This is a genomic window from Chryseobacterium edaphi, assembly GCF_025628985.1.
In the GTDB taxonomy this organism is placed as follows: domain Bacteria; phylum Bacteroidota; class Bacteroidia; order Flavobacteriales; family Weeksellaceae; genus Chryseobacterium; species Chryseobacterium edaphi.
In genome coordinates this window covers 1,534,453-1,547,708 of record NZ_JAOTEM010000001.1, presented here as the reverse complement: position 1 = coordinate 1,547,708, position 13,256 = coordinate 1,534,453, and the positions used below count along the sequence as shown (strand labels likewise).

Here is a 13,256-nt window from a genome sequence, read left to right as displayed (position 1 = left end):
TAAATCCCTTTTAGAAAACTAAAAGGGATTTGCAATTTAAGATATTTTCTTATTTCAATTCAAAAGAATTTAAATTCACTCCATTATTTTCAAAATAAATTCTGATTTTGTTTTCTCCTTTTTGAAGATTGATTCCTTTTGTGGAAACGGTTTGCCAATTTTCTTTTCCCTTGGTAGAGCTTAGTGAAATGGTTGCCAATTGTTTTCCTGAAGCATTTTCAATTCTGATTTTTGAATCATTTTCACTTGAATATTTGATGTCAAAAGTGTAAGATTTGTCAGTTTTAGAATTGACGGTATATTGCAGCCATTCTCCAATTTCAGTTTTCCCAACGTAATATTGATTGTCTTTTGATTTGTAAATATCAACTCCATCGTTTCTGAGTTGATTTCCGGAATTCCATTCAGATCTTTTTGCAGAATCGCTTACCCAAAGATTGATAAAATCTTTATCTTCGTAAGCAGAACCCATTCTTCCCAAATCATAATCTGTTGCCCATATTTTCCCCGGAATCTGGTTATTTTTAAATGGCTTTGTGGAATTATCTTTCGTTTGTCTAAACATCGCATCAATCACATCATTTTTGATGTCGACATTAGAAAATTTATAATTTTCAGCGATTTTCATCAAAGTTTTTGTAGCAAATTCTTTCGAAGGTTTTTCGCCGCCATTTTTCCAGTAATCTAAAAGTCTTTGATATTCAGGGGTGATTTTTACATTAGTAATTCCGGCAATATTGTCGATCTTTTTCATTGGCCAAAAGGCGTAACCAATATTGTGTCTATCCAAAAGCTGGATCAGTTCTGTAAACCAAACGTTAGAATTTTCACCTGTTTCGCCCAACCAAATTGGCATATTGTGTTTTTCTCTCAGGTCCAAAGCAAATTTCAGGGTTTCGTCATTATTGTAATTCCAGTATTTATGAAAACTGAACGCCATATTTTGGTCCCAAATCGGAATCAATCCGTTATAATTGTTTCCCCAACCGTTTCCTTCAAGAAAAATAATATGCTTTTTATCAACTTGGCGAATAGCTTCTGTAATTTCCTTCTGTAATTTCCAAAGCGGAGCATTTGACATTTCATCGGTTCCGTTCGGGTTTTTTCCTGTGAAATTAATATTGGGTTCGTTGATCAGATCATAACCTCCAATCCATGGCTCATCTTTATATCTTTCGGCTAGTTTTTTCCAGAGGGCAATGGTTTTTTTCTGATTTTCGTCACTTTCCCAGAGTGAAGGTTTCGATTTGTCGTTGTCAGAAATATTGGCATCATTTCCTTGTCCTCCGGGAGCTGCATGAAGATCAAGAATCAAATATATTTTATTGTCTTTGCACCATTTTAGCAAATCGTCAGTCATCTTAAAACCTTCTTCCAACCAAGTGTTTTGTCCTTTAACAGATTCCTTTTCAATTGGTAAAGTGTACAGATTATAATGCATCGGAAGTCTTATTGAATTAAATCCTGATTTCGCTAAAAAATCAATATCCTGTTTTGTAATTCCGTTTTTTAGATATGCCTTATAAAATTCATTCATTCCGTCTTCACCGATCAATTCTGCAATTTTTTCTTTGATTTTAAATTGAGGTCCAGCAAAATCTGCGGTTTTCAACATGTAACCCTCCTGCAACATCCAGCCTCCCAAACCAAGACCTCTCAACTGAATATTTTCACCTTTGTCATTGACAATTTTTTGTCCTTCTGTTTTTAATAATTGTGATGTCCCAAAATGAGACAATAAAAGTGCGGATAATAGAATAGCTCTTTTCATAGGTTTGATTATTTAAATTTTAGGGAAGTTTTTAGAATTATAACTTTTAGACAATAACAAATATATTTAAAATTTGTTGAATAAAATTTAAATATACTAACTGCAATAAAATAAATTGGATACAATTATCAGTTTGTCATTCCGAAGGAATCTAGATACGAATCTTTTCATAAAGTTTTCTAATACTATGCTAAGATTCCTCCGGAATAACAATCGCTGGGAAATTAAACTTATAGAAATTACAAGAAATAGCCTCAATGTTTATCATTACTACGAAATGACAAAATTGTTTAGCGGTCTTTAGTTAGTTAGAGAACTTTATAAAAAAATAACTGAAACTAATTTATAACTGAAAATTATTTTTTTGATTTTAATCTTAAGCTATCGAAAAATTGATGCCCAAATTTAGCATGGAGATTATTATTCATCATTTCTTTATAACATTCAAGATTATTTGGATCAGTCTCTGAATTGGGTAAACAACTTGCAAATCGGAGTGTATCAAAAACAACCTTAATATTATTTTCTTTCATCAATATTGCAAAATTCTTAAGATCATTATTATCATTATTGTCCAATAAATCAATATGCTCAAAGTAAGTAAATTGGTTGTTTTTTAAATCTCGTTTTGCTTTTTTCCGTTGAGATTCACAAGTTATGTTTCCTTGTTTTTTGTCATTGCAGGAAAAAATAAAAAGAACCAATATCATTAATAAACATTTTTTCATTTAGCTGATTAGTTTCATAATTTCCAAAGCTACTTTTAAAGCTTCCGTTCCGTCTTCCAAAGAAACTTCTACGTCTTTATCTTCTAAAATTGCATCTGCAAAAGAATTTAATTCATCTAAAATCGCATTATTGGACTGAATATTTGGATATTCGAATAAAATCTGATTTTTTTCACCTTCTGAATTTTCAATGATCATATCAAATGGAGTAGGGTTTTCCGGAGCATCCTTCATTCGGATTACCTCTGCTTTTTTCTCTAAAAAATCAACTGAAACATAAGCATCTTTCTGGAAAAATCTGCTTTTTCTCATGGCTTTCATCGAGATTCTTGAAGTCGTCAAATTGGCAACGCATCCATTTTCAAATTCGATTCGTGCGTTTGTAATATCAGGAGTTTTACTTACGACACAAACTCCGCTTGCATGGATATTTTTTACTTTAGATTTTACAACACTCAAAAGAATATCAAGATCGTGAATCATTAAATCCAAAACTACGGAAACATCGGTTCCGCGAGGATTAAATTCCGCCAAACGGTGAATTTCAATAAACATCGGATTCTGAATGTAATCTTTTGCCCCGATAAAAGCCGGATTGTATCTTTCAACGTGACCAACCTGTGCTTTAATGCCGTGTTCACGACACTTGTAAAGAATTTCCTGAGCCTGTTCAAGAGTTTGGGTTACTGGTTTTTCAATGAAAAAATGAAGACCTTTATCAATTGCTTTTAGTGCATAATCGTAATGATAAATCGTAGGAGTTACGATGTCCAACATTTCTATCTGATCCAGTAATTCATCGAGATTTTCAAAATATTTATAACCGAATTCGGCTTCCAGTTTTTTACCGTTTTCCGCATCTTTGTCATGAAAACCGATAAAATCATATTTATCTGACTGATTCAGAAGTTTTAAATGTATTTTTCCCAAATGTCCGGCACCGACCAAACCTGCTTTTAACATAGCTTTTTAATTTTTGTAAATATAGCAATTTTAGGTATTCGGAAAGAGATGATAGGTTTTAGGTTGACAAATACTGATTCTTTTGCTATTTTTGTGAAAACTCTATTAACGATAATCTAATAACTACTGAATAAATGCAGGATTCATTCGTACACAAAGGGAAAAGAAAGATTTTGGTTGAATATCTCCATCAGAGAATCGGAATTTCCGATGAAAATGTACTTTCGGCGATTAATGAAGTTCCTCGACATCTTTTTATCGAAAGTATTTTTGAAGATTTTGCCTACGAAGACCGTGCTTTCCCGATTTTGTCGCATCAGACGATTTCGCATCCTTCAACAGTCGCTGAACAGTCGGAATTGCTGCAATTGAAAGCTGGTGAAAAAGTTTTGGAGATTGGAACAGGTTGTGGTTACCAGACTGCGGTTTTACTGGCAATGAAAGGATTAGTTTATACAGTTGAAAGACAGAAAGATTTGTTTGATTTTTCTAAGAAAAAATTTAGAGAACTAAATCTCCATCCGAAATTTCAAAGTTTTGGAGACGGTTTTGCCGGATTACCGACGTTTGCGCCATTTGATAAAATCATCGTGACTTGCGGAGCAGCAGTTTTACCGACAGAATTATTAAAGCAACTAAAAGTTGGTGGGAAAATGGTAATTCCTTTAGGACAGACTGACGAACAGGTTTTATACAGATTTACCAAAACTTCACCTACGGAGTTTGAAAAAGAAGAATTTGGAGCGTATAAATTTGTTCCGATGTTGAATAATACCAATCAGTAATTTAATTTTGAATTTTTTAAATCTGATAAAATTATTTTAATTAAATCTAAATACATGAATCCCGAAATTCAAAATTACAACAACTTACAAACTGAATCTGATCAGGAAATCTGCTCAAAATTATCTGAATTAATTAATGAAAACTTAAACAGTTCAGAATCAAAAATCTGGCACAGTCATCCGGTTTGGTTTCTGGAGGGAAATCCGATTGTTGGATATAGCAAACAGAAAAAAGGAATTCGTCTGATGTTCTGGAGCGGAAAATCTTTTAATGAAGAAAAATTAAATGTAGAAGGTGAAAAATTCCAGGATGCGTCCATATTTTTTAATGATAAAAATGAAATTGACGAAGATGATCTGAAACGATGGCTGGGAAAATCTAAAGAGATTCAATGGGATTATAAAAATATTGTGAAGAGAAAAGGAGAATTAATCAGATTAAAATAATTTTATTTGAAGTGCTCTATAAGATAGTCATTGATTTCGGAATAAAAATTGAATTCATTTTTAAACCTAATCACTTAAATCTTATTATTATGGACACAAACAGATTTAAATCGTCTCACGATTTCAGCAATATCGAAAAAAATCTGCACAATAATCCTGGTTACAGTGTAGAAAGTTTTTCTCAGCAGGCAAAAGATTATATCAATGACATGAGAAGTCAGAATCAGGAAGCTACAAAACAGGGATTTTTGTCTCACGCTCAAAAATCGGCACATGAAGTTTGGGAAGAAATTCAGCAAATGGCTTCCGAAGCATGGGAAAAGAATAAGGATCAATCGGATTCAGAAAAAGAAAAATAATATTTAACAAATCAGAACCTCACTTTTAATAGGAGTGAGGTTTTTTATTTTAAATAAATCATAAAAAGTAAATCAATGAAAGTATTCATAAACAAAAGAATTCCGGAAATAGGAATACAAATGCTGGAAGAATCGGGTTTAGAAATTATATTCCCTGAGAATGAAAATTTATCTCATGACGAATGGCTGAAATATTGCCAAAATGCAGATGTTATCTTGAATGTCGGACAACAAAAATATGATAAAGAATTTTTTGATGAATGTCCTAATATAAAGGCAATTGCTTTATTCTCGGTAGGTTTTGATTCAGTGGATATTGAGCAGGCAAATCAAAGAAAGATTCCTATCGGAAATACACCGGACGTATTGAGCAGAGCCACTTCAGATATTGCATTTTTATTGATGCAGTCGGTTGCAAGACGTGCAAGTTATAATTTTCAAAAAGTAAAAGATGATAATTGGGGAGATTTCGATCCTTTGCATGCTTTAGGTCAGGAATTGTATGGGAAAACTTTAGGGATTTTTGGTTTGGGAAGAATCGGATTTGAGATGGCTGAAAAATGTAAAAAAGCTTTTGATATGAATATTATTTACCACAACAGAAGTCACAATGAAGAAGCTGAAAAAGAATTGGGAGCTAAATATGTTTCTTTCGAAGAACTGATTGCTCAGTCTGATGTTTTAAGCGTTCATGCAAATTTTAAGGCTGAACAGAATGAACTTTTTAACAGTTCTGTTTTTGAAAAAATGAAGTCTAATTCGATTTTCATTAATACGGCAAGAGGTGGATTTCATAATCAGGCTGACTTATATAATGCACTGATTGAAAAGAAAATTTGGGGAGCAGGTTTGGATGTCACCAATCCGGAACCAATTTTACACGATGATCCTATTTTGGAACTTTCTAATGTCTGCGTTTTGCCACATATAGGTTCTGCAACAGTAGAAGCTCGAAACGGAATGGCAAAATCGGCTGCAGAAAATATTATCGCTTTTTCAAGACGTGAGAAAATGCCGCATTGCGCAAATCCTGAAGTTTATCAATAATAATGAAAGGTTGGAATCATTTTTGTCTTACCATGAGCAACACTAAAACATACTATTATGATATCAGAAGATAATAAAAACGAGCAAGACAGAAAATTAGAAGAAATGGATTACAATCCGGGAGAAGATATTTTCAATAAAGAAGAGCATATTCCTCTGGACGGTGACGGAAATCCAATCATCAATCCTGAACACGTAAATGACGGAATGCCTTACGGATTAGATGTTCCGGGTGCAGAAGATGATGATAATTTTGAACAGATCACAGATCAGCTTCCGGATGAAGAAAATGAATTCTACAGCAGAAGTGATAATGAAGATGATCACGAAGAAGAAAATGATGATATTGTGAGTTAAATCACAAATTAATAAAATTAATCAAAGCTGTCTCAATGTAGGCAGCTTTTTTATGTAAATTAAATATTAATTATAGATAAAAAAATATTTATGATTGAGTATTTAATAATAATAAAATTATATTTTTGCCGAAAATTTATTTGTAATTAATTATTGTTTAATAAAATGTTTATTTTATTCTCTGTTTAATGAAAAAATATTTATCGGTTTTATTGCTGTTTATCTGTGTTTTCTTCTTTTCACAAACTCCACTTCAGGTGAAAATAAAAGATGCGTCAGGAAATGAAAATTTTCATGTAACCTGTACCAATGATTTAGATCCAAACGGATGTCTTCAACTTCATGCAGAATACCCTGTTCTAAAAGCGACTACTTCCTACGCTTTGACGCCGGAAGTTTACAGTCCTGCAATTCCTTTGAATCAGGGAACTTCTATCAATGCCAACTTTGATGATCTTTTTGCAGTAAAATTGGATCTTCCGTTTTCTTTCTGCTTTTTTAATCAGAACTTCAACGCTTTGGTGGTCGGCTCAAACGGAATGGTTACTTTTGATGTCAGTCAGCTCGGAAATATCAACTATCCGAACGTTTTTTGGCAAAATCCGAATGCCAGTTTACCAAAAAACTCAATTTTCGGAGTTTATCATGATATGGTTTTTGCGGCAGGAGATTCTTCAGAAATTTATTATTCAACGATAGGAACTGCACCTTACAGAAAATTTGTCATCAATTTTTATGATGGAAGAGTTGCAGGATGTACAGATCGTTCATCGTCACAAATTGTTTTGCATGAAACTACCAATATTGTAGAAGTTTTTGTGGATAAAAAACTGACTCCTTGTCCCACGAGAAAGTTTGAGAATGCATTGATCGGAATTATGAATAATGACGGTGCTTTAGGCTATTCTCCGGCATCAAGAAACACAGGAAACTGGGAAGCTTTACAGGAAGCCTACAAATTTACTCCGACTGGAAATACAATTCAGCCGGAAGTTATCTGGACGAATTCTACGGGTCAAACGGTAGGAAACGGAATCCAGACTACAATTTGTCCGACACAAAATGATACTTATACTGCAACCGTAAAATTCAATGTTTGTGGCACTGGTTTTTTGACCTTCACAGATGATTTTATTCTTGATTTTGACGCAAGTTATCCGGTTGCAAAAAATTATACGCAGAGTTTTTGCGGAAATGCTCCCGTCAATATTAATTTGAATAGTTTTAAGCCCAATCTTACGTCACAAAATCCTTCTAATTTCAACTTTAGTTTTCATTCGACCTTGCAGGATGCGCAATCTGGTCAGAATGCTTTATCAACAAGTTACAGCCTAAATTCTAATGCTGTTTTTTATGTTAGAATTCAAAATCCGAATGTTCCCAATTGCTTTAGAGTTGCGGTTCTTACTTTAAATTTTCTTACGAAAAATTTAATCACTGATAATATTTCTATTTGTGATACCAATAATGATGGTATTGAAAACGGATATGATTTAACATTATTAAATAATCAGATTCTTCCACCGGGTACTACCGGAATTTCATATTTTCTTACTCAGACAAATGCACAGAGTAATACAAATTCTGTGGTGACGGCAAACATCAATTCAAACACAAAAGTTTGGGTAAGAGTTCAGGATGCGAACTGCGTTTATGTTTTAGGACCTTTAAATTTCTTTTTAAAACCGGGTGTAAATGCTAATTTGATTATCAATTATCCATATACAATGTGTGATATTAATGATGATAATCTTGAGCCTTTTGATTTTGTAGCCAATTTAGCACCGCTGATTACAAGTCAGGGAGGAGCGAGTTTTACTACTTACGATTCTTTTGGATCTGCTTATTCAGGTAACGGAACTCTTTTAGAAACTATTAAAAAAGGAATCAATAATGTTTACATAAGAGTGCAGATTCCGGGTGGTTGTTTTACCGTAGTATATGTTATTATGGATGTAACATTTACAGAAATCAAAGCAAATGAAAAAAATGAATATATCTGCTTCAATGGAACTGATAATATAAGTTTTAATTTACAGACTCTATCTGCAAATATGCTTGTGATGCCTACAACAGTTCCTGTAACAGAATTTTTTGCGACTTACGAAGATGCTGTAATAGAGAATAATCCCATTTCTCCCAATCAGACGATTACGACTAATGGAGATTTTGTAACTCAAACCTATTTTGTGCGTTTTGAGCAATCTAATACATGTTATACAATCAGACCAATCAATGTTCATTTAGTTCATCCTGTGATTGCAAGTTCAAATTTCAGTATTTGTGATTTTAACAATGATAATACAGAAAATATTTCGCTGGATTCGTTTTCAGGAGCGATTATTGGAGGTCAGAATACTACTGCTTTATATTATTTGAATCAGGCAAATGCTCAGTCTGGAAATAATCCTGTCACAACTGCTGCGATTACTGGAAATACTCAACTTTGGGTGAAAATCACCTCTTACAATTGTTCACAGATTTATCCTGTAAACTTTACCCTTGTTTCAACTCCTGCTGTTAATCCCACGGTAAATATTGCTTTGACGAATGTTTGTGATAATAATAATGATGGAGTGGAGAATTATAACCTTACACTTTCTCAGTCTCAGATTTATAACGGAACGTCAAATGTGACATTTACATATTATAGTTCTTACAATCCAACAACTCATGTTTTTTCGGGTGAAATTACCAATCCTACACAATTTGCAGTACAGGGGAGTGCAACGGTTTATGTAAGAGTGAAATTCAATAACAGTGAATGTTTTTCTGCTTCTCAGTTGAGTGTGCAATTAACCTTTTTACCAGTTGTTGTTCTGACGAATGCTGTTTTAAATACCTGTGATGAAGATTTTAATCTTAATGAAACTTTCCAGCTGAATAATGCGGTTTCACAACTGTTTTTACCTTCTCAGAATACTTATGCACTTTCTGATATGAATATTTCGTATTATCTCACTTCAGCCGATGCAAATGCAGGAAATACAGCCAATCAGATCGGAAATACCTATACAACCAATATTTCCACGGTTCAGGTTTGGGCAAGATTTCAGTCAAAAACTACAGAATGTTTTTCTGTAGCTCCCATTCAGCTGAATACTTATTTCCCTCCTAAAGCAATCAATTCAAGCATTACCGTTTGCGATGAAAATCTGGATGGAACTTATGAAGTCAACCTTCTGAATTACACAAATCTGTATGTAGATATTCCTAATGCGATAAATACATTTGCTTTTTATCTAACGCAACAGGATGCTCAAAATGGGGTAAATGCAATTCCAAATCCGCAGAACTTTACAGCTCAGCCTTTCCCGGCTCAGATTTGGGTGAAGATTCAGAATATTCCGGGTTGTGATGATATTGCAAGTATCAGTCTTATATCCGGAAACAAAGTTGTTATTCAGAATCCGGGACCATTTGAATTAAACAATGTATGTGATACAGGAAATGACGGAATTGAGAATGTTAATTTAACTCAATTTCAGCAGCAAATTTATTCAGGGAACAATGCTACATTTACTTACTATCCATCTTTGGCAAACTTAAATGCCGGAACGAACGCCATAAATAATCCATCCAATTATCTGTATAATCAAAACACGGGTCCTAATACAATTTATGTTAAAATAAGTGTTCCCGGTTCATGTCCGCAGATGGTTTTAATTAATCTTTCCTTGAAACCTACACCGTTCTTCGAGATTCCGACATTGTATTTTTGTCCGGATGGAAGTCTGACTTATACTGTGAAAATTGAAGGGTATCAAATTGTAAGTTATGTATGGACAAATCCTTCAGGTCAGGTGATTTCAAATACGGATACGATAACGGGAGTTAAAGCTTTAGGAACTTACAGTCTCACAGTGACTGCGGCGAATGGTTGTACATACACTGGTACTTTTGAAGTTAAATATTATGATGTTCCTGTTATTCAGCAATTGGTGGCAAACGGAAATTCTTACACCGTTACTGCAACGGGATCGCAGACCATTTTATATTCTATTGATGGAATTACTTGGCAATCATCCAATGTTTTCTACAATTTACCGATGGGAATTACCACTTTCTACGTAAAATATGCTGAAGGAAAATGTATCGTAAAACAGGACGGTTTGGTTCTAGATATTAAAAATGCAATTACACCAAACGGCGATGGGATCAACGATCAATGGATTGTAAGAGACCTTCATATTTTTGGAAGCAGAATGACCAATGTAAAAGTGTATGACCGTTACCAATATTTAATTTTCGAACAGAATACAAATACTCAGATTGTCTGGGACGGACATATCGCAGGTAGACCAATCCCTACATCAAGTTATTGGTACGTGATCACCGTTCCTGACGGAAGAGTTTTCACAGGATGGATTCTCGTAAAAAATAATAATTAAAATCTTAAATAATTGAACGATAAAAACCTCATTGCTTTTCAGTGAGGTTTTGTTGTATTAAAAAAAATAACCAGCAGAATCTTTCCACAACGCAATTCCCCTCCTCTGGAGGGGTGGCGGAAATTCAAAGAATTTTTGACGGGGTAGTTTTAAAGCAGTATTAAACATTAGGATTTTATTGTCGTGCACTTTCAAACCAGCCCGTCTAAATTTTCCGTGAAAATTTATCCACCCCTCCAAAGGAGGGGAATTCTTTGCGTAAAGAGGTGAATTCCATGAAAGAGAATTTTCCTAGTTTTATTTGTCTTATATTTTCTAATTTGAATATCTTTAAAACCACAAAAAAGCCAACAACGATCAACCAACAACAATCAACCAACAACAATCAACCAAATAATGACTTTCCAAGAACAGATACAACAGGGAATTCCAACAAAATTACCTCAGCCAAAACCATACGAAACCCAAATCAATCACGCTCCGAAACGTAAAGAAATTCTGTCAGACGAAGAAAAAAAACTCGCTCTGAAAAACGCTTTGCGCTATTTCGAACCCAAATTCCACGCAGAATTGTTGCCTGAATTCAGGGAAGAACTGGAAAAATACGGCAGAATTTATATGTACCGCTTCCGTCCGGATTATGAGATGAAAGCAAGAGATATTGCCGAATATCCCGGAAAATCTGAGCAGGCAAAATCCATAATGCTGATGATTCAGAACAATCTGGATTATGCCGTGGCGCAACATCCGCACGAGCTGATTACGTACGGTGGAAACGGTGCAGTGTTCAGCAACTGGGCGCAGTATCTTCTGACGATGAAATACCTGTCGGAAATGACGGACGAACAAACCTTAACAATGTATTCCGGTCATCCGATGGGATTGTTTCCTTCGCACAAAGATGCGCCGAGAGTGGTGGTGACCAACGGAATGATGATTCCAAATTATTCCAAGCCGGATGACTGGGAAAAATTCAATGCGCTGGGTGTTTCGCAGTACGGACAAATGACGGCCGGATCTTATATGTACATCGGTCCGCAGGGAATTGTGCACGGAACGACGATTACCGTTTTAAATGCTTTCAGAAAAATCAATAAAGAACCGAAAGGCGGATTATTTGTCACTTCAGGTTTGGGTGGAATGTCCGGAGCTCAGCCAAAAGCCGGAAATATCGCAGGTTGTATTACGGTCATTGCAGAAGTGAACCCGAAGATTACTAAAATCCGTCACGAACAGAAATGGGTGAATGAAATCCACGAAAATCTGGATGAACTGGTGGCAAGAGTGAGAAAAGCTCAGGAAAATCAGGAAACGGTTTCTCTGGCTTACCTTGGAAACATCGTCGATATCTGGGAGAAATTTGATGAAGAAAATTTAAAAATCGATATCGGTTCAGACCAGACTTCGCTTCACAATCCTTGGGCGGGAGGTTACTATCCGGTCGGTCAAACCTTTGAGGAATCCAATACAATGATGGCTGAAAACCCTGAATTATTCAAAGAAAAAGTTCAGGAAACCTTGAGAAGACATGCCGCTGCTATCAATAAACATACCCTTCGACAGGCTCAGGGTACGGGAACCTATTTCTTCGATTACGGAAATGCCTTTTTGTTGGAGGCTTCCAGAGCCGGAGCCGATGTCATGGCAGAAAATCCTACGATTGGAAGGGAGTTCAAATACCCATCATACGTGCAGGATATTATGGGACCGATGTGTTTTGATTATGGTTTTGGGCCGTTCCGTTGGGTTTGTACCAGCGGAAAACCTGAAGATTTGCAGAAAACGGATGATATTGCGTGTGCGGTTTTAGAGGAAATGATTAAAACATCGCCGGAAGAAATCCAGCAACAGATGAAAGACAATATCACGTGGATCAAAGGTGCTCAGGAAAACAATCTGGTCGTTGGTTCGCAGGCAAGAATCCTGTACGCCGATGCGGAAGGCAGAATGAAAATCGCTGAAGCCTTCAACAAAGCCATTGCTAACGGAGAAATCGGAGCGGTAGTTTTGGGAAGAGACCATCACGATGTTTCGGGGACGGATTCGCCGTACAGAGAGACTTCCAATATTTATGACGGCTCAAGATTTACGGCAGATATGGCGATTCATAATGTCATTGGCGACAGTTTCCGTGGCGCGACCTGGGTGAGCATCCACAACGGTGGTGGTGTTGGCTGGGGCGAAGTGATCAACGGTGGTTTCGGGATGTTGCTCGATGGAAGCGACGATGCCGACAGAAGATTAAAATCAATGCTGTTCTGGGACGTCAACAACGGAATTTCACGAAGAAGCTGGGCAAGAAATGAAGGGGCTGTTTTCGCGATCAAAAGAGCGATGGAAGCTGAGCCGAATTTGAAGGTGACGCTGCCGAATTTTGTGGATGAGAGTTTGTTTTAAAACACTTTAGA

10 protein-coding genes are annotated in these 13,256 nt (G+C 35.5%); 7 read left to right on the top strand and 3 right to left on the bottom strand.

Annotated elements, in window-relative coordinates; all coding sequences use genetic code 11:
• Positions 1 to 49: 49 nt before the first annotated feature.
• The 3 genes from NZ698_RS07220 to NZ698_RS07210 all read right to left on the bottom strand — a co-directional run bounded on the left by NZ698_RS07220 (position 50) and on the right by NZ698_RS07210 (position 3,462).
• The gene (locus NZ698_RS07220) at positions 50 to 1,771 is read right to left on the bottom strand and encodes a cellulase family glycosylhydrolase (RefSeq protein ID WP_263002401.1); all 1,722 of its coding nucleotides are present in this window, start codon (positions 1,769 to 1,771) and stop codon (positions 50 to 52) included.
• Positions 1,772 to 2,127: 356 nt separating this feature from the next.
• On the bottom strand, positions 2,128 to 2,499 hold the full coding sequence (locus tag NZ698_RS07215) for a hypothetical protein (RefSeq protein WP_263002400.1): 372 nt from the start codon (positions 2,497 to 2,499) through the stop codon (positions 2,128 to 2,130).
• The gene (locus NZ698_RS07210; protein WP_263002399.1) at positions 2,500 to 3,462 is read right to left on the bottom strand and encodes a Gfo/Idh/MocA family protein; all 963 of its coding nucleotides are present in this window, start codon (positions 3,460 to 3,462) and stop codon (positions 2,500 to 2,502) included. It lies immediately after the preceding gene.
• Positions 3,463 to 3,596: 134 nt separating this feature from the next.
• Between NZ698_RS07210 and NZ698_RS07205 the strand changes: the two genes are divergently transcribed.
• From NZ698_RS07205 to hutU, 7 genes are all read left to right on the top strand, one after another.
• The gene (locus NZ698_RS07205; RefSeq protein WP_263002398.1) at positions 3,597 to 4,247 is read left to right on the top strand and encodes a protein-L-isoaspartate(D-aspartate) O-methyltransferase; all 651 of its coding nucleotides are present in this window, start codon (positions 3,597 to 3,599) and stop codon (positions 4,245 to 4,247) included.
• A 54-nt stretch (positions 4,248 to 4,301) separates the two neighbouring features.
• A complete protein-coding gene (locus tag NZ698_RS07200; protein WP_263002397.1) occupies positions 4,302 to 4,694 on the top strand; it encodes a DUF1801 domain-containing protein in 393 nt (130 codons plus the stop codon).
• 89 nt (positions 4,695 to 4,783) lie between these two features.
• The gene (locus NZ698_RS07195; RefSeq protein WP_263002396.1) at positions 4,784 to 5,053 is read left to right on the top strand and encodes a prevent-host-death protein; all 270 of its coding nucleotides are present in this window, start codon (positions 4,784 to 4,786) and stop codon (positions 5,051 to 5,053) included.
• Between the two features lie 75 nt (positions 5,054 to 5,128).
• Complete coding sequence (locus tag NZ698_RS07190; protein ID WP_263002395.1) at positions 5,129 to 6,100, top strand: 2-hydroxyacid dehydrogenase; 972 nt, start codon at positions 5,129 to 5,131, stop codon at positions 6,098 to 6,100.
• A gap of 57 nt (positions 6,101 to 6,157) precedes the next feature.
• Complete coding sequence (locus tag NZ698_RS07185; RefSeq protein ID WP_263002394.1) at positions 6,158 to 6,457, top strand: hypothetical protein; 300 nt, start codon at positions 6,158 to 6,160, stop codon at positions 6,455 to 6,457.
• Positions 6,458 to 6,645: 188 nt separating this feature from the next.
• Positions 6,646 to 10,848 carry an FIDD domain-containing protein gene (locus NZ698_RS07180; RefSeq protein ID WP_263002393.1) on the top strand — a complete coding sequence of 1,401 codons (4,203 nt, stop codon included), beginning with the start codon at positions 6,646 to 6,648 and terminating at the stop codon, positions 10,846 to 10,848.
• 396 nt (positions 10,849 to 11,244) lie between these two features.
• Positions 11,245 to 13,245 carry a urocanate hydratase gene (hutU, locus tag NZ698_RS07175; RefSeq protein WP_263002392.1) on the top strand — a complete coding sequence of 667 codons (2,001 nt, stop codon included), beginning with the start codon at positions 11,245 to 11,247 and terminating at the stop codon, positions 13,243 to 13,245.
• Positions 13,246 to 13,256 lie beyond the last annotated feature (11 nt).